At 52.0% G+C, this 18,060-nt stretch carries 16 protein-coding genes; 3 read left to right on the plus strand and 13 right to left on the minus strand.

Annotation, left to right across the window (positions count from 1 at the left end; genetic code table 11):
• Nucleotides 1–104: 104 nt before the first annotated feature.
• From Q5911_RS00935 to Q5911_RS00945, 3 genes are read right to left on the minus strand one after another with little or no spacing between them, the layout of a single operon-like run.
• Nucleotides 105–1,463: a YjiH family protein gene (locus tag Q5911_RS00935; RefSeq protein WP_303180248.1), complete on the minus strand. Its 1,359-nt coding sequence runs from the start codon at nucleotides 1,461–1,463 to the stop codon at nucleotides 105–107.
• Nucleotides 1,463–2,542 (minus strand): iron-containing alcohol dehydrogenase family protein, encoded by a 1,080-nt coding sequence (locus Q5911_RS00940; protein WP_303180251.1) that lies wholly within the window; start codon nucleotides 2,540–2,542, stop codon nucleotides 1,463–1,465. The genes Q5911_RS00935 and Q5911_RS00940 overlap by 1 nt, the downstream gene beginning before the upstream one ends.
• A complete protein-coding gene (locus tag Q5911_RS00945) occupies nucleotides 2,539–3,717 on the minus strand; it encodes a pyridoxal phosphate-dependent aminotransferase (protein ID WP_303180253.1) in 1,179 nt (392 codons plus the stop codon). The genes Q5911_RS00940 and Q5911_RS00945 overlap by 4 nt, the downstream gene beginning before the upstream one ends.
• A 100-nt stretch (nucleotides 3,718–3,817) precedes the next feature.
• Between Q5911_RS00945 and Q5911_RS00950 the strand changes: the two genes are divergently transcribed.
• Entirely contained in the window at nucleotides 3,818–4,687 is an 870-nt protein-coding gene (locus Q5911_RS00950) for a MerR family transcriptional regulator (protein WP_033125410.1), read from the plus strand.
• Between the two features lie 36 nt (nucleotides 4,688–4,723).
• On the opposite strand, the gene Q5911_RS00955 is transcribed toward Q5911_RS00950, so the two are convergent.
• From Q5911_RS00955 to garR, 6 genes are all read right to left on the minus strand, one after another.
• Nucleotides 4,724–5,470: a DeoR/GlpR family DNA-binding transcription regulator gene (locus Q5911_RS00955; RefSeq protein WP_076777623.1), complete on the minus strand. Its 747-nt coding sequence runs from the start codon at nucleotides 5,468–5,470 to the stop codon at nucleotides 4,724–4,726.
• A gap of 32 nt (nucleotides 5,471–5,502) precedes the next feature.
• On the minus strand, nucleotides 5,503–6,906 hold the full coding sequence (locus Q5911_RS00960) for a GntP family permease (RefSeq protein ID WP_076777624.1): 1,404 nt from the start codon (nucleotides 6,904–6,906) through the stop codon (nucleotides 5,503–5,505).
• Nucleotides 6,907–6,936: 30 nt separating this feature from the next.
• Complete coding sequence (pdxA, locus tag Q5911_RS00965; protein ID WP_076777625.1) at nucleotides 6,937–7,935, minus strand: 4-hydroxythreonine-4-phosphate dehydrogenase PdxA; 999 nt, start codon at nucleotides 7,933–7,935, stop codon at nucleotides 6,937–6,939.
• A 51-nt stretch (nucleotides 7,936–7,986) separates the two neighbouring features.
• Nucleotides 7,987–9,291 carry a four-carbon acid sugar kinase family protein gene (locus Q5911_RS00970; RefSeq protein WP_303180260.1) on the minus strand — a complete coding sequence of 435 codons (1,305 nt, stop codon included), beginning with the start codon at nucleotides 9,289–9,291 and terminating at the stop codon, nucleotides 7,987–7,989.
• Nucleotides 9,292–9,527: 236 nt separating this feature from the next.
• Entirely contained in the window at nucleotides 9,528–10,952 is a 1,425-nt protein-coding gene (locus Q5911_RS00975; RefSeq protein WP_226393915.1) for a four-carbon acid sugar kinase family protein, read from the minus strand.
• Between the two features lie 14 nt (nucleotides 10,953–10,966).
• Nucleotides 10,967–11,854, minus strand: coding sequence for a 2-hydroxy-3-oxopropionate reductase (gene garR / locus Q5911_RS00980; protein ID WP_076777628.1), 888 nt, complete (start codon nucleotides 11,852–11,854; stop codon nucleotides 10,967–10,969).
• Nucleotides 11,855–12,231: 377 nt separating this feature from the next.
• Between garR and Q5911_RS00985 the strand changes: the two genes are divergently transcribed.
• A complete protein-coding gene (locus Q5911_RS00985) occupies nucleotides 12,232–12,876 on the plus strand; it encodes a GntR family transcriptional regulator (RefSeq protein ID WP_303180264.1) in 645 nt (214 codons plus the stop codon).
• Here the strand turns inward: Q5911_RS00985 and Q5911_RS00990 are convergent.
• Genes Q5911_RS00990 through Q5911_RS01000 form a run of 3 tightly spaced genes read right to left on the minus strand, consistent with a single transcriptional unit; the run spans nucleotide 12,873 to nucleotide 14,723 of the window.
• A complete protein-coding gene (locus tag Q5911_RS00990) occupies nucleotides 12,873–13,439 on the minus strand; it encodes an HD domain-containing protein (protein ID WP_331591277.1) in 567 nt (188 codons plus the stop codon). The two genes, Q5911_RS00985 and Q5911_RS00990, sit on opposite strands and share 4 nt — an antisense overlap.
• A 6-nt stretch (nucleotides 13,440–13,445) precedes the next feature.
• The gene (locus Q5911_RS00995; protein ID WP_303180265.1) at nucleotides 13,446–13,850 is read right to left on the minus strand and encodes a secondary thiamine-phosphate synthase enzyme YjbQ; all 405 of its coding nucleotides are present in this window, start codon (nucleotides 13,848–13,850) and stop codon (nucleotides 13,446–13,448) included.
• 15 nt (nucleotides 13,851–13,865) lie between these two features.
• Nucleotides 13,866–14,723, minus strand: a complete 858-nt coding sequence (locus tag Q5911_RS01000; protein ID WP_226393913.1) for a patatin-like phospholipase family protein — start codon at nucleotides 14,721–14,723, stop codon at nucleotides 13,866–13,868.
• A 170-nt stretch (nucleotides 14,724–14,893) separates the two neighbouring features.
• On the opposite strand from Q5911_RS01000, the gene Q5911_RS01005 reads away from it, so the two are divergent.
• Nucleotides 14,894–16,528: an ABC-F family ATP-binding cassette domain-containing protein gene (locus Q5911_RS01005; protein WP_076777633.1), complete on the plus strand. Its 1,635-nt coding sequence runs from the start codon at nucleotides 14,894–14,896 to the stop codon at nucleotides 16,526–16,528.
• A 56-nt stretch (nucleotides 16,529–16,584) separates the two neighbouring features.
• Here the strand turns inward: Q5911_RS01005 and Q5911_RS01010 are convergent, their stop codons facing one another.
• Nucleotides 16,585–18,057 carry a polysaccharide deacetylase family protein gene (locus Q5911_RS01010; RefSeq protein ID WP_303180268.1) on the minus strand — a complete coding sequence of 491 codons (1,473 nt, stop codon included), beginning with the start codon at nucleotides 18,055–18,057 and terminating at the stop codon, nucleotides 16,585–16,587.
• Nucleotides 18,058–18,060 lie beyond the last annotated feature (3 nt).

An 18,060-nucleotide genomic window follows, 5' to 3' on the forward strand; every position in this document is an offset into this window, starting at 1 on the left:
AAGTTCTGCCTAAAAGAGAGTTATCATTTCAGTGCCTTAACTAAATGACATTGCCCGTTTGGGCTTCCCTTTTTCGTTCTTCCATATATACGGTCTGGTCATATTCAATAGATCAGATTGGCAAAAAGCACGATAAACGGTATAGCGATCAGGGTCCTCTCCATGAAGACGGCAAAGAGCTTCCAGAAGCCCATCGGCACTTCGCTCTTGATGACCACTGTTCCCACCTCGGTCAGATAGATGATCTGCACAAGGGACAGGACACCGATGATGAATTTCGTCTTTACAGCCACCTCGGTCCCCGCGATCAGGAGGGCCGGGATGAACATGTCTGTAAACCCGACCAGTGTGGCCGGCGCCACAGCAAATGCATCCTCCACGCCGAAGAGCTGCAGATACAGCCCCATAGGATAGGAGATCCAGTCAAAGAATGGTGTGTAGGTGGCAATGACCAGGGCCACAACACCCCAGGACGCCACAATGGGGATCAGATCAAAGAGGGTTCCCATCATGACTTCCAGACCATTGGTCAGCACGGTGTCCAGATGGAACTGGGACGCTCTCTTACAGCTGGACTCCAGGGCAAATTTCCACAATCCTTTTTCCTGGGGTCTGTCCTCAGCCACCTGCCGGCCTGTCACCTCCCGGTATGTATCCGGGATCGTGCGGATGGGCGGGATGCGCACAATGATAACCGCCAGGATGATGCCGATGACGCAGATGCAGAGATAAAAGACCGGGAAAATAGAGTCCAGTCCAATGGTGTTTGCCACCATCAGGCAGAAGGGCACGGACACAAGGGAGAAGTTGGTCATAATGTAGGCTGCTTCCCTCTTCGTGTAATACCCTTTCATATACTGCTCTCTTGTCAGGATGACCGCTGCATTGGCCGCTCCGAACCAGGATGCGATCAGGTCAACGGAGGCCCTTCCCGGCACGTGGAACAGTGGCCGCACCACAGGCCGGGCGATGACGCCTAGGAATTCCATGATCCCGCAGTCTGTCAGGAAAGGAAGGACAAAGCTGAAGGCGATCAGGATGCAGAACAGTGTTCCGCACAGGTCAATGATGGTCCCGCCTGTATCCGGGGAGACCACCACTTCCGGCCCCACACCTGTCACAACCATGACGCCCGCCACGGCTCCAATGATCTTGGACACAAGATACAGAGGCGTGGTGCAGAAAGCCTTGCTCAGGTAGCGGTTCTTCCGGATAAAATCCGGCTTTGCAAAAAAGTCATAGGTGCTGAGCACCGCGGACGCCACGATCAGCGTCACCACAATATAGATCAGGCTGCCCCCAAAGAGAGCCTGGAGCCACATTTTCACAAAGTCCAGCAGAGTCGTAAAAGAGGACTCATAGGGGATGGGCACCAGGAACATGAGCACGCCGAAGGCTGACCCGAAAATAAATTTCAAAAGATTCTTCTTATTTATATAAGTTTTTTCTGCTGTATTTCCCATTATTCTCCCAGCTCCTCCACTTCTCTCATGGCCTCAAAGATCATATCCTCCGTCACCGGGTAGGGAATATGCTCCATGTCAGGACCTGTCACCGTCTCCCTCAGGACCGCCGCCAGATACTCCCTGTCAAGGGGAACGCCCATCTCTTTCAGCGTGGAGGGAATACCCAGCTTTTCAAGAAACTTCTTCGCCTCCCCGAGGCGCTCTCTGTCCTGGTCCACCGCAAGCTGCACCAGAACGCCGTAGGCCACCACGTCTCCGTGGAGGTACTTCTCCTCAAAGCCCGGGAGGAGCACAAGCCCGTAATATACCGAGTGGGCGATGGCACAGTTGTAGTCGTCCAGCACCATCAGGGACACCATGCCCGTGCTGACGATATTGGCCAGCACCGCCTGCTGCAGGGCAAAGGATGGCTCATGTCTTTTGCAGTCCGCAAGGGCCTGGACACCGTGCTCCAGGAGGGGGCCATAACACAGGTTGCTGATCTCCCTGCCCAGGGCAGAGCTGTGATCCAGCCTGTCTCCTCTGGCCGCGAAGTGACACTCAAAAAATTTACCCATCGTATCTCCCATGCCGGCCCGCAGATACTCCCAGGGCGCATCCGCAATGACGCGGGTATTGATAAAACAGTGCCTTGCCGGCTTGTCATAAAAGTAAAAGCTGTCAAAATTTCCATCTTCCCTGTACACCACAGACAGGGCTGTCGTTGCCGCACAGGTGGCTGCAATGGTTGGGAAGGTAAAGACCGGAAGTCCGGCTCTGTCGGCAGCTCCCTTTGCTGTGTCCAGCGCCTTGCCACCGCCCATGCCAAAGATCATGTCCGCTCCCAGCTCCTTCGCCCGGTCCGCCCACCGGTCAATATCCTTGTAGGTGCAGTCTGATCCGAACTCCACAGATTCCAAAACGACAAGGTCCGTCCCCTTCAGGACCTCCTCAAGAAGCCCGCCTGCGGCGTCCATGCCCTTTCGCCCGCCGATCAGGAAGATCTTTGTTCCAAAAGGACGGCAGACCTGAGGCACCTGCACGTAGGCGTCCTCCCCGATGGTGTAATTTGCAAAAAATACTGAATATGATCTCATGATAACAACTCCTGTAACTTTCCAAGGCGGCTGATCGCCTCGTCGATGGTCTCTTTTTCTCTGGCAAAATGCAGCCGGATCAGATGGTTCACTTCTTCTTTAAAGAAGCTGGAACCCGGCACAGCGGCCACACCGATATTTTTGATCATCCACTCGCAGAACTCCAGGTCCGTGTAACCCGCAAATCTGGGCAGATCCAGGAATTTCTGTATATCGATCAGGACAAAATAGGTACCCTGTGGAACATTGTGAGCCAGTCCGATGCGGTCCAGCCCGGCCAGGAAATAGTCCCTCTTTTCTGTGTAGATCTTTTTCAGGTCTTCATAGTAGCTGTCCGGGAAGTTCAGCCCCGCCACAGCTGCCTCCTGGAGGGGCGCTGCCGCTCCCACTGTCAGGAAATCGTGGACCTTCTTGGCCGCTTCCACCACTTCCTCCGGCCCGATGAGATATCCAAGGCGCCATCCGGTGATGGAGTAGGTCTTGGAGAGGGAATTGCAGGTGATGGTGTGTTCATACATGCCCGGCAGGGAAGCCATACATGTGTGGTGATATGGCTCGTACACCATGTGTTCGTACACTTCGTCTGTCACCACAAAGGCGTCATACTTCACAGCCAGCTCTCCGATGGCCATCAGCTCATCCCTTGAAAACACCTTTCCGCAGGGGTTGGAAGGATTGCAGACAATGATAGCTTTCGCCCCCGCCCTAAATCCCTCCTCCACAAGGGAGATATCGAAAGTGTACGCCGGCGGCATCAGGGGGATATAGATAGGATCCGCACCGGACAAGATGGCGTCCGCCCCGTAATTTTCATAGAAAGGCGAGAACACCATCACCTTGTCCCCAGGATTGCAGATGGTCATCATGGCACACATCATGGCCTCTGTGCCGCCGCATGTCACCACGATCTCCGTCTCCGGGTCAATGGCCCGCCCGATGGCTTTCTCCTGCTTTCTTGCCAGGGCCTGGCGGAAATTTTCCGCCCCGAATGTAATGGAATACTGATGAGGTCCCTTGTAGGCCGCCTCTGCCAGGGCGTCCATGATCTCCTGCGGCGGATCAAAATCCGGAAATCCCTGGGATAGATTGATCGCTCCGTATTCATCGCTGATCCGGGTCATCCTGCGGATCACTGAGTCGGTAAATGTGCCCACTCTCTCACTTAATTTTGGCATAATCGTTTGTCTCCTCATCTATTTAAAATTGACTGTCCTGTCTATCCCGATTATAATAAAGTATACCGTTACGGTATAGTCAAGGAGGAAATGTATAATTATGCAAAAATTAGACATTCCATGCATAAAAACCGGGGAATTTGCCGCTCTGTGCGGCACCAACAAGCGGACCCTCTTTCACTACGACGAGATCGGCCTTTTCTCTCCCGCTCTCACAGATGAAAAAGGATACCGCTATTACAGCGAAAACCAGTGCGATGTCTTTTTCACCATCACCTGCCTGAAAGAGCTGGGCATGCCTCTTAAGAAGATCAAGGACTACATAGACAACCGCAGCCCGGACAGCTTAGAAAGACTTCTGCTCACACAGCAGGAAAAGGTGGAGGCAGAGCTGGCTCAGCTCCGGCGCATCCGCACCGTCATTGAGACAAAGCTCTCCCTTGTCAGACAGGCCAGAGACTTTCAGGATGTACAATGTCTCTCCCCTGTTCTCCTGGAAGAGCAGACAAAAAAAGAACTGCTGGTACTCAGCAGTCCTCTGTATACATCTGACCATGACAAAATCTTCTCCGTGCTCTGCAGCCACATCGGCCTGTGCAGCCGGGAACATCTCAACTGCGGCCACCCCTACGGCGCCATGCTCCCCACCCCGGCTCTGCAGGAGGGAGACTATGAGACTTATGCATATTTTTTCACCAAGACTTCTTTCTCCGTGGACGCACTCCCGCCGGACACACAGGTACACATCAAGCCGGCCGGCAGCTATGCCGCCATCTACCTGCGGGGCGACTACTACCGTTCCGAGGAAGCCTGCCGCCGGCTTCTTGCCTTTGCAGGGGAAAATGGCCTGTCTCCTGGCAGTTTTGTCTACAAGGAAGCCGTGCTGGATGAGCTCTCGGCAGATGAGGAACACTATCTCACAAGAATTTCTCTATTCTGCGGCAAGAAAGGCAGTAAAAAACCGCTGTGAGGGCAGATCTGTCTCTGCCGCACAGCGGTTCACTCTTTACACATATATCAGACGTACATCCGACTTTTCTGCTTTTTTCCGGTCTTCTGCGCTCAGCCTGCCTGTAGTGATCACAGCCGTATAATCCGCCAGATGGTTGACTTTTGTCACGGCCTGTTTTCCGAATTTGGATTCATCCACTACCAGATACGCCTTCCGGCATCTCTGGAGAGCTTTCCTCTTCAGAAAAGCCTTGTCTACCGTCGGTGTGAAAACCTCCAGCTCTTCATTGATGGATGCGGCCCCGAAAAAGCCCACATCAAATCGGAAATCTTCCAGCATCTGCGTCGCATAATAGCCCAGCATGCTTCCGGTACTTTTCTGTACCATTCCGCCGCACAGCAACAGCTCAGCCTGGCTGTTTTTCAGAAGTCCGGCAATCTCCAGGTCATTGGTCATGACCATGATATCTGGCACGTTCTGGATAGCTTTTGCAATTTCATAGGTGGTCGTCCCGGCGTCCAGATAAATGTTGTCTCCCGCCGAGACGAGGGGCGCGCATCTGGCGGCCAGTCTCACCTTGTCCTGCATATGGCTGGTACTTTTGTCTGCATAAGTCACTTCCTGCTTTGCCACCGCACCTCCATGGCATCGCTCAAGTATATTGTCTTCCTGCAGTTTTTCCAGATCCCTTCTGATCGTCATTGTGCTGACTTTCAGGTCGTGAGCCAGGTCATCCACCTGCACACTCCCCTGCACTCTGATCAATTCCGCTATCTTTGCCTGCCTCTCTGCTGCCAGCATACAAATCACCTCTTAAGGATTATTGTACACGATTACATGAAAATACTCAATATCAGGACTTCAACAACTCCGATAGCCCATGCGATGGTGGATGTGACAGACCAGGTTATAAGCTGATCTTTCGCCTCTTTTACACCCAGTGTCCTGTTTACAACCCAGAAATAACTGTCGTTGAAGTATCCGAAGAACAGGGAGCCCACGCAGCATGCGATGGCGCCCAGTGTGGGATTCACACCTGCCGCGATAATGATCGGCGCAGAGATACTTGCAGCCGTTGTCATGGCAACTGTTCCTGATCCCTGGATGAAGCGCATCAGTGTGGAAATGATAAGAGGCAGCACGATGATCGGGATAGCAGTCTGGGCAAGTCCCTCTGCCATGTATGTGCCAAGTCCGGAGTCCTTGATGATCTGTCCGAGGGCTCCGCCACCGCCTGTTACCAGCATGATGATACCGGCTGACTCCATACCTTTCTCCATCTCTGTCAGGGCTGTATGTCTGTCAAGCACCCTGCCCAGCGTAAAGATGGCAAGCACGAGTCCAAGGCCCACTGCGATAATGGGCTGCCCAAGGAAGATCAGCACCTCCATGATGCCTGTCGTTGCGCCAAGGGCTGTTGCAACTGTGTTGATAAGGATCAGCACGATAGGCAGAAGAAGCGGTGCAAAAGATGAAAATGTTCCCGGCAGTCCTTCTTCGTCCATGTGGAATGCGTTCTCATAGTCAGGCTCCTGGTAGGGCATGGAGATAAAGTCCCCATTGTCGTCCGGAATCTGAAAATACTTTTTGCTCAGATATAATCTGGAATAAGCGATACATCCGATAGCCATCGGGATACCCAGCACGATAGTGAGAAGGATAAAGGATCCTACATCAATGCCGAAGATACCGCACACACCGAGAGGTCCCGGTGTAGGGGGCACAAGGGAGTGGGTGATAACAAGACCTGCCGCCAGGGCAACACCCAGTCCGATGACTGATTTCTTCGTAGCCTTTGAAATCGCTTTTGCGATAGGTGAAAGAACCACGAAACCGGAGTCACAGAAGATCGGGATAGATACAAGGAAACCTGTCAGACACAGAGCTTCCTCCTCTCTCTTCTTGCCAAAAAGTTTCAGGAAGGTAAACGCCATCCGCTTGGCTGCTCCTGTGGCCTCAAATATCTGCCCCATCATAACGCCGAAGCCGATGATGATACCGATGCTGCCCAGGGTGCTTCCAAATCCTCCTGTTATGGAGTTGACAATACCCAATGTAGTGCCGTCATCCAGCGTCGTGTTCGAGAGCGGCATGCCACCCACAACGCCCACGATAACTGTACAGATGATCAGTGCGAGAAATGCCTGCACTTTTGTCTTAAGCACAAGGAAAATAAGTACAACGATACCGATCAAAAGTCCGATCAGCATCCTGTTGCCGTCCAGTCCTCCTATCATAACAATTTCCTCCTTTAGATATGTTTCTTTTTACTTTGTAAAATGAGGTGCGTATTTTGCGGCCAGCCGGATGGCTTCGATCATGCTCACGGCACTCACTTTTCCGGTGCCCGCTATATCAAATGCAGTGCCGTGGTCCACGGATGTCCGCAGGATCGGCATTCCATTTGTAATCGCGATGGTTTTTTCAAAATCCAGTGTCTTTGTGGCGATGTGTCCCTGGTCGTGATACAGGGAGAGAACGCTGTTGTATTTTCCGATAGCCGCCTGGTGGAAGACAGAGTCAGCGCCCACAGGTCCTGCCACGTCGTAGCCCATCTTTTTCAGCTCCTCAATGGCGGGGATGATCTCCTCCACCTCCTCCCAGCCGAAGAGTCCGTGCTCTCCGCTGTGGGGATTTAATCCTGCGATAGCCATAGTTCCTTCCTTCACACCCAGCCTTCTTAACGCTTCCGTACACCTTACCACATAGTCCACGATGCGGTCCTTCTTGATCATGTCCAGCATCTGCCGCAGGGACACATGCCTTGTCAGGAAAAATACCCGCATGCCGTTTGTCTCAAACATGGTCAGCGGATCTTCCGTGCCGGTCAGGGCTCCGAAGATCTCTGTGTGTCCGATAAAGTGAACATCCCCTGCCTTCAGGGCCTCTTTGTTGATAGGTGTAGTGGACACTGCATCCACCTCCCCGGCATTGGCAAGCTCGATGCTCCTGGCAATGTAGTCATAGGCCGCTTTTCCGCACATGCCGCTGACTTTTCCGAATGCAAAAGCATCCATGTCCACATTGTCCAGATCAATCAGGTTCAGGATCCCCTTCTCGTACTGCCCCTCGGCCGGCTTCTGGATCACATTGATCTTCAGATCCGCGCCCACAATGCGGATCGCGTTCTCCATACATTTTCTGTCTCCCACGATGACGCAGTCCGCCACGTCTGTGACCTCCTCAGATGCCAGCGATTTTGCCACGATCTCCGGGCCTACGCCGGCGGGATCCCCCATGGTCACTGCAATAAGCGGTTTACTCATATTCTCATCCTCCTTTTTTTGTCTGCATGGTTGCTGTCTATACTGCACATCTTAGATGTACAATTTCTCCTTCAGATAGGTGATGCACCGGTTGATGGCATCATTCTGTCCCTGGCTGCCGCCCTTGGTGATAATGTGGACGCCCTCGAACTCTCCTTTCAGGAACTGCCCGTAGGCTGCCAGCGGGAGCACTTCGTCCATCAGGCTCAGGCCCGCCGTGTCAAACCTGGCGCACACAGCTACTGTAATGTCTCCGCCGCTTGTGTAGAGCCCCTTGAATTCAGGCTCCGCTTTGAAGATCCGGTAGGTGATCTCTGCAAATCCGGAATTGATGCGCCCTGTCACATCGTCCATGGAGCAGTTGTACTTCTCCATGTAGGGCTTAAAGTCAATGCGGTTCTCCGGGTAGATGCCGTCCCCTGTCACTGTGGAGACTACATTCAGCTTACATTCTTTCAGGATCTCCTCCGTTACCCGGCTGATCTCTTTTTCCCTTCTCTCCTCGTCCTCCAGAAGTTCTTTTGTGTTCACAAATACATTGTGCGTCCTCTGGGAGAGCCACAGCTCCTCCATCTGGTTCTTTGTATTTGGATGCACGCTCCCGACCACTGCCAGGATACGGCTCTTTTCCTGCTTCTGGGAAGGTGTGATCAGCTTTCTTGCCAGAGTAGCTGTAAAGACTCCCGGATCCACTGCCACTACTTTCAGCTTGCTTGTGATCACCGCGTCTGCGATAAGATCCAGGTCTTCCTGGGTCACACAGTCAATGGTGAGGATCCTGCATTCTTCCGCCACATGCTTTTTCATCAGGTCCGCAAGATAATGCTTCCCGTGCATCAGATCCTTCATCAGGATGGATGCCACTTTGTACTTGCTCTGCTGTTCAAAGAGCACCGCGTCTTCTGATATAGTGACCGGTGTCTTTGGGTCAATGGCAATGTCTGTCTTGTGCAGCGGCAGCCCGTTTACGAGCATGTAGCCGCCGATGACAATGCGTCCCGATGACGGGAAACAGGGTGCCACAATGGCCACATAGTCCTCGCCCAGACAGTCCAGCATAGCATCTGTCTCGCTTCCTAAGTTTCCCCGGAGGGTGCTGTCGATCCTCTTGGAATAAACCTTTACATCATCGTTTTTGAGCAGGCTGCAGACATTGTGTACACGGTTGTAGGCTATCTCCGGGTCTACACCTCTGCTGTCCGTGGGATACAGTACACAGTCACAGTCCTTCAGAGTGCTCAGTTCGATCCTCTCCGCATTCATGACCGTGTAGGCTGTATAGTTCATCTTCTTCAGAAGTACACCAGTGGCATTTGCCCCTGTCAGATCATCTGCAATTACAACACACTGAGGCATGTCTTGTTCCTCCTTTGCGCTTTGTATGTTCATTTCTGTTTATATTATACTTCTGTTGTTCGTTTTTGTCAATTTAATCTAATTTTTATCAATGTAGTTATGCAAAATCAACAAATAAAATGTTTGTTTTTGTTGTTTTTTACGTTTGTTTTCGTCTATTATGCCTTTAAAAAAGAAAGACCTGCCCAGAGCCAGGCCTTTCCCTTTCTTTCCCCGTTATATATTTGTCAATCCGCTTATTTCCCGATCAGAATCTCCACAGCCTCTCTGAGAGTCTCGTCATCTCCCACGTTGCCCGGGAAGATCACGTAAGGCGTCAGTGGAAATCTGCTCTCATCTCCCGTCTGCCACACCGGGATACCGGGACGGATCTGTCCCAGCACATTGGCGCGTTTTACAGCCAGCGCCTTTGTGCCCACATCGCTGGAGGTGATGCCTCCCTTAGCAATGACAAAAGCGGGGGTCACAGACAATCTTCCCACCAGGGACTGGACCGCGTCGGAGATCTTCACGGAGAGACGCAGCTCGTCCTCCTTGTCCCCTGTGTCCGCTGTGATGAGCGCTCTCGTGGTGTAGCAACACACGGTCCTGCCGCTCTTTATGCAGGCCTCTTCCTTTTCAAGGCAGCGCTGCACTTCCGCTTCAAAGGCCGCATCATCCTTTACCAGAGTGGCGTCAAGCTCGATGAACTCGATCTCTTTCAGCTCTTTTAAAGCCTCCACCTGGCGGGTGGTCTTCTCGGTGTGGGAGCCCACCACGATAATGCCGCCGTTCTCTGTCTCCTTCACCACCATCTGCTCTCTTGTAAGGAGGGGCTGGCTTGTGACGCCGCCCATAACCTTGACAATGGCAGCCGCTGTGCGCATCATGTAGACTTTTCCTTTCCTCATGGCGCGGTAGAGGGCCACGCAGAACACCTTCACGTCCACATAGTCCACTGCGTTGACAATGATCTTGTTGAAATCATGCACAGCCAGGAGCTGCTCCTCGATCTTGTCGATCTCCATGTTGTGGATATCTTCCAGGGAGATGCAGGTTACGTCTTCTTTTTTGTACGCTCCTTTTGTCTTTTCCTCCACATACTCCGGCATGGTGGCCGCCGTGTACCCAAAGGTCTTGTCTTTTGCGAACTCGGTCTCGTTGGCCGGAACCAGCTCATCGCCGTATTTGACATAGTGGACATTTTCTATGGTGAACCTTCCGCCCTCTTTGAAGAAGGGGCAGAGAATCTCCCCGTCTATCACCTTGCCGGTGTTCTTTTCATAGTCCGCTTTCAAAAGCTCGGTCTCCAGCGGGTAGTGTCCCCGCAGGGTGCTGTCGCTGCGGCTGATAAAGATATACTCTTTTCCTGTCTCCTTTGCCACCTCGTCTACCACAGCCGCGATCTCATGGTGCGCCTTTGTGGTCTGCTCCGCCGTAAATCCTCTGGAGTTGGTGAGCACGTAGAACAGGCTGTTTTCCTCGTCAAAGCCTGCCCGGATGCTGTCCTTATCCCAGCTTGTGTAGACAGAGATATCGTGGACCGTCTGCACGCCGGTGGGGTCGTCGTCCAGGACTACGATCTTTTTGTTGCTGGCTTTGATCTCCGCCTCCAGAAGGCTGTCAATGTAAGCCTCGTCTATCTTTTTATAAGAAGTGATCACATCTGCACTGATGGACATATGTCTTTCCTCCTCTAATCCACTTTCTTTACTTCCACATCTGCCAGTTTCTCAAAGTACTGTACAATGCCGCCGTGATCGTCCTCCATATGCCCATGGATCTTCAGTGTCTGCATGATCTCATAGAGCTGCGCTGTGTAGGGAATGGGCACGTCAATGGCGTGAGCTGTATTGACAACATTCTTGATATCCTTATGATTAATGCGGATCGGTCCGCCGGGTTTGAAGTTGCGCTCCACGATCATAGGGATCTTGGCATCCAGCACGGCGCTGCCTGCCAGTCCGCCGCGGATGGCCTCGTAGACTTTCACCGGATCTGCCCCTGCCTTCACAGCCAGGACAAAGGCCTCGGACACAACAGCTATGGTATTGTTTACAATGATCTGATTGGCCAGCTTGGTGACGCTGCCGCTGCCTGCCTCACCGATGAGAAGAGCAGAAGATCCAAGGATATCAAAGTAAGGCTTCAGGGCCTCGAAATCCTTCTCCTCGCCTCCGGCCATGATAGCCAGCGTGCCTGCCACAGCTCCCGGCTCTCCGCCCGACACGGGAGCATCCACAAAACCTACGCCCTGTTTTTTCAGTCTCTCATAGCACTCTTTTGACTCCACAGGTGTGACGGAGCTCATGTCGCACACGATGCTGCCCTCTTTAATGGTGGATGCCACGCCTCCCTCATCGAAAAGGATGGATTTTGTGATATCGCCGTTGGGCACGATAATGAACACTGTACTGCACTCTTCTCCGATCTGTGCGTAGCTGGCTGCCTTTGCACCGGCTGCTACCACATCTGCCACAGCCTCTTTATTGAGGTCCGTCACCAGAAGCTCCACGCCTGCCTTCAGAAGGTTCTTTGCCATGGGACGTCCCATGATCCCAAGTCCGATAAATCCTGCTTTCATACTTCGTTCTCTCCTTTACATATGTTTTTGATTGTTTTGCACAAAAAGTCACACATTATCCGTACATATTTGTTACTTTTTGTTCCTTATGCTTACACTTTACTACATACCGGTATACCGGTCAATCCCCTAAATTTCTTTCTCTGTTTTTGCCAATTCAGGCCTTTCAAATTTGGGCAGAATCCCCATAAACACTGAATTTGTGCGTTATTTTATTAACACTCCATCCCACCTGTGGCGGATGGATAAAAAGTGGATTTTTCACAGGTTTCTATTGGATTTTATACAGGAAACAGTGTACAATAGAACTAGATTTTTTAGGATTTGCATCTATCTTTGACAAAACATAAACGATTGCCAAAAAGGAGCCCTAAGACATGATGACATTGAACGAACAAGCCTATGAACATTTAAAAAAGATGATCACGGAAGATCAGCTCTCCTACCAGGAGATCTACTCGGAGACAAAACTTGCGAAAGAGCTGGGCATCTCCCGCACCCCATTCCGGGACGCCATCCACAGGCTGGTGCAGGAGGGTTACATCGACATCATCCCAAGCAAGGGATTCCGCCTTCACCAGCTCACAAAGCAGGATGTGATAGAGACCTTCCAGGTCCGCTCCGCTCTGGAGACCTACTGCACCATGGAGATCACCCGCACCTACACCTCCAGGAAAGCAAAGCGGCTGTTCAGGGAGCTTCGCTTCAATATGGAAGAAATGAAAGAAATCCTGGACACAACACAGTCTATCCAGGATTTCTGTACCTACGATTTTCAGTTTCATGTAGCGGTGGTCCGCTATCTGGAGAACCAGCAGTTCTCCGCCATATTTGACACCTTTATGTACCGGATGCAGCGGCTGGCCCAGATGTCCCTCTCCCACCCGGGACGTATGGAGGACACGTACAATGAGCACCTCGCCATCCTGGAAGCCATGGAGGCCGGGGACACAGCCCATATCTACGACATTACCCTGCGCCATATGGATGTGCCAAGGGGCATCAACCTGGAGGATCTTTAGTCCTCCTTTTTTATTTTCTCCACCGAGTCCCGGTTCACCCTCTCCCGAAGCGCCGCCATATAGGGGATATCCCTCGTCTCCTTCTCCCCGTAGGTGAGCTGCAGGTCGTACTCCAGGGGCAGCCAGGTGGAAAGGTCCGCCTCGTTGTGCTGGATCAGCGCCTCCAGCTTGTCCATAGCATTCACAAGCCGTGCCTCCGGCGTCTGCTTCTCCTTGATCTCCCGGAAAATTTCCCGCAGCTTTTCCCCGCGGGGGCCCGGCAGAAGATCCGCGATCTGCTCCAGCGCCTGTTCCTCCGCCCTCTCGTCCTCTCCTGTCTTCTCAAAAGCCGGGATGTCTCCGGTTATCGCCTCTCCCATATCGTGAAAGAGGGCCAGCTCCATGACCCGGTTCATATCCACATCCGGAAACTCATCTCTCACAAGCCAGGCAAAAACCATGAGGCGGTACACATGCTCCGCCACGCTCTCATGGCGCCCGCTGCTTGTCCAGGAATGGCGGGTGCGGCATTTCAGCTTTTCCGCCAGTCCAAGGAACCCAAGCAATGTATCGTGATCCATCATGCTGTTTTATCCTTCCAGTATCTTAACGTAGTATGTCCGGTTTCTTGGGCCGTCAAAGTCGCAGAAATACAGGTCCTGCCAGATCCCCAGGATCAGCTCCCCGCCGCTTAAGATCATAGTCTGGGAAGGGCCGAACAGGGTGGTCTTCATGTGGGCGTGGGAATTGCCCTCCGCGTGTCTGTAATAGTCCGTCTTTGTAGGGAAGGCTTTCTCAAAGCCCTGGAGCATGTCCCGCACCACATCCGGGTCCGCGTTCTCATTGATGGTAAATCCCGCTGTCGTGTGAGGGGAGAAGACCACCACGATGCCGTCCTTCGCGCCGCTCTTCTCAATGTCCTCCCTCACCATGTCCGTCACCTTGGTCATCTGCTGTGATCCTCTCGTGGAAATGTGATGTTCAAACAAATGCATATCTTTGTCCTCCTTTTATTTCTCCAGAAATCTCATGAGCTCATCGTACTGTTTTCTCATCAGTCTGTAGCCGTGCTCATAGAAATGCATCAGGGCGTCGTAGTCCTTCTCCAGCCTGGACACCGTGGGGATCAGAGGCCTAAGGACAAAGATCTTCCCCTCCGCCTCCTGCTGCTCCAGAAGTTTCATGGTCCTGTTGTACACAATGCTCCTGTTCACGATGCTCCGGATCAGGTTTGGATATTTTTTGTAGGCTCTGCGGTAGAGCTGTACAGTGGCCCGGGAAGGCATCTTCTTGCGGTAGCCCGGGTTTCTCGTAAGGATCACAATACTCTTTCCGTTGCCGATCTCCATGGCCCTCTCTATGGGGATGGAGTCCGCAAGACCGCCGTCCAGGTAGGGGATACCGTCCACGTTGACCATAGGGCAGATGAGGGGCATGCTGCAGGAAGCCCGGCAGATCTTCATCAGCCTCTGTTTGTCTGAATCCTCAGTCATATACTCTGCACGCCCTGTCACGCAGTTGGTTGTCACGATCTCGCACTCTATGTCCGAGGCAAAGTATGTGTCGTAGTCAAAAGGATAGATCTCGTTGGGATAACGGTCAAAGACCATGTCCATATCCATCAGGCTTTTTTCTTTGATAAATTTTCTGAATCCGTAGTAATAACTGTATTCCTTATCCTTCTGGATCATGCAGTCCCTTGTCCTGCCGGGCTGTTTTGACACGTAACCCACCGCGTTACAGCTTCCGGCCGAGACGCCGATAACGTAGGATGTATAGAAATCCTTTTCCATCAGATAGTCAAGAGCTCCCGAGGTAAATACTCCCCTGGTGGCTCCGCCTTCCAGTACCAGTGTTGCTTTTACCATATTGTCAGCCTCCTTTTCAACCTATATTATATACGGATTTTTTCCGGTTGGAAACCACTGTTTTTTGTTTTGTCAAAGCCGCTTTTCTCCTTGCTATTTCCGCCTTTTTTTGCTAATATAGGCTTTGTATGTAAAAAACCTTGTAAACAGATTGATAAGGAGCAGGATTTATGATCAGTACAAGTAATGTGACACTGCGTGTCGGTAAAAAAGCATTGTTTGAAGATGTAAATATTAAATTCACGGAAGGAAACTGCTACGGCCTGATCGGTGCCAACGGAGCCGGAAAATCCACCTTTCTCAAGATCCTTTCCGGACAGCTTGAGCCAACAAGCGGCGAGGTCATCATCACACCCGGTGAGCGCCTTTCCTTCCTGCAGCAGGATCATTTTAAATATGACGAATTCCCTGTGCTTGACACGGTCATCATGGGAAATGCAAGACTCTATGAAATCATGAAGGAAAAGGAAGTGCTCTACGCCAAAGAGGATTTCACAGACGAGGACGGCATCAAGGCCAGCGAGCTGGAAGCTGAGTTCGCCACCATGAACGGCTGGGAGGCCGAGTCCGACGCTGCCTCTCTCTTAAACGGTCTTGGCATTGACACAGATATGCACTACAAACTGATGAAGGACTTAAACGGTCCCGAGAAGGTGAAGGTCCTTCTGGCCCAGGCACTCTTTGGCAACCCGGACATCCTTCTTCTGGACGAGCCTACCAACCACCTGGATCTGGACGCCATCGCCTGGCTGGAGGAGTTCCTCATCGGTTTTGAGAACACGGTCATCGTAGTATCCCACGACCGTTATTTCCTGAATAAGGTCTGCACACAGATCGCGGATATCGACTACGGAAAGATCAAACTCTATGCCGGAAACTATGATTTCTGGTACGAGTCCAGCCAGCTTCTCATCCGCCAGATGAAAGAAGCCAACAAAAAGAAAGAGGAAAAGATCAAGGAGCTGCAGGAATTTATCTCCCGGTTCAGCGCCAACGCCTCAAAATCCAAGCAGGCTACATCCAGAAAGCGTGCTCTGGAAAAGATCCAGCTTGACGACATCCAGCCATCCAGCAGAAAATACCCTTACATCGACTTCCGCCCCAACAGGGAGATCGGAAACGAGGTGCTCACTGTGGACGGCCTCTCCAAGACCATCGATGGAGAGAAAGTACTGGACAATATCTCCTTCACCCTGAACAGGGAGGACAAAGTAGCTTTTGTAGGCGGCAATGAGCTGGCAAAGACCACCCTCTTCCAGATCCTTATGGGAGAGATGGAGCCGGATGAGGGAACATACAAGTGGGGCGTGACCACCACCCAGGCTTACTTCCCCCTGGATCACGGCAATGAGTTTGACAACGACTACACTATCGTGGAGTGGCTGACCCAGTACTCCGAGGAGAAGGATGCCACCTATGTGCGCGGTTTCCTTGGACGTATGCTCTTCTCCGGCGACGACGGCGTGAAGCGTGTGAAGGTTCTCTCCGGAGGCGAGAAGGTGAGATGTCTTCTCTCCAAGATGATGATCTCCGGTGCAAACGTACTTCTTCTGAACGAGCCCACCAACCACCTGGATATGGAGTCCATCACCGCACTCAACAACGGAATGATCAAATTCCCGGGCGTCATCCTCTTCTCCTCCAGGGATCATCAGATCGTACAGACAACAGCAAACCGGATCATGGAGATCGTCCCCGGCGGAAAGCTCATCGACAAGATCACCACATACGACGAGTATCTTGAGAGCGACGAGATGGCCAGAAAACGCCAGACTTACACTGTCGTGGAAGGCGATGACAACTAAAGATCATAGCAAAAAGAGAAGACTCACATCGGTCTTCTCTTTTTTTGTCTGTCTTTTTATTTATTGAAGTCTGTGTACGTCTCTCCTGCCTTCATGTTAATGCCCCTTGCCTGAGCCATCTCGGACACAGTCACAAGCTGGTACCCCTGATCCACCAGCTTGGGGATCAGCTGCAGGGCCGCATCCACGGTGGTGCTGTGTATATCGTGCATAAGAACAATGTCTCCGTCATCAGCATTCTGGAGCACGGAATTGATCACAGACTGGGTGTCTCCCTTCCAGTCCAGTGTATCCACATTCCACAGGATCATGGGCATACCCACATTCTTTTTCACTGCATCGTTGATAGAGCCGTAGGGCGGGCGCATGAGCGTAGCCCCCTCCCCGCAGGCATCTTTGATCAGATCATCAGTAGTACCGATCTGGGATCTGATATCCGCATCGCTGATCTTTGTCAGCTCCGGGTGGTTGTAAGAGTGATTGCCAAGCTCACAGTCCGCCTCCAACATCCGCGCGATGAGGCTCTCTCTTCCCGGAATGCTCACCCCCTGCATAAAGAAGGTAGCGTGGGCGTCATATTTCTCCAGCATATCCAGAAGCTCTCCGGTCCTGTCGCCCGGTCCGTCGTCAAAGGTCAGTGCCATCATGGGCTTGTCCGGATCAATGCTGCTTTTCTGGGATTCCAGCTTCCCATCTTCCGAGAAGACACAGTCCAGGGTACCGACCCGTTTTTTCCCGGTAACCATCTCCCCTTCCTGGGTAAAGTAGTAGGTGGCCCCATCCAGGTCAAACCACCCGGCCGCCGCCTTGCCATCCGACTGCAGATAGGCCTTGCTTTCTCCTTTGTCCAGCCACATATCGGTCTGCATGACCCCGTCCTTGTCAAAATGGTAGTATGTAACGCCTATCTCCTTCCAGCCCGTCACCTTAACGCCGTCTTCTCCAAAGTAGTAAGTCTTCCCCTTGGCATTTACAAAATCGTTCTGGACATAGGTTCCGTCCCACTTTTTGAATTTATCTCCATCCCATTTCCCCACCTGGTTGAGTACCTGGAAGGTTCCCTCCTCGATGTGAAGTGTCACTTTCTTTTTCCAGCTGCCTTTATCTTCCAGCTTTTTCTTCAGCTCCCCGTCCAGCTCGATGCGTATCGGGTACTTGCCCTCTGTCACGCCGTCACTGTCACAGAGCAGCTGATAAAGTTTTCCCGCTTTCAGATCTTCCACAAGATTCCATGCTGTATAGCCGGTCTCTTTATCCAGCACCTTCTTTTTCAGTTTTTTCTCTTTCTTATCACAGGACACCTCAGCCTGCAGAGCCGGCATCTGCTCCCCCTGCTTTATCGATACAGACTGTACCTTCAGCGTGATATCTGTCATGGCAGCCCTTGTTGCCGCTGTCACAGTCACTGCCCCGGCCACTATTATGAGAAGCAAGATCAGTGCCCCGAGTATCCTCCTTCTTCTCAGCCTGTGGACGAGCCATCTCTTCCTGGCATTCATAGACCGGATATTTCTACTCCTCTTTGACATATG

Origin of the sequence: Lachnoclostridium phocaeense (assembly GCF_959599685.1) — a bacterium.
Classification (GTDB): domain Bacteria; phylum Bacillota; class Clostridia; order Lachnospirales; family Lachnospiraceae; genus Claveliimonas; species Claveliimonas monacensis.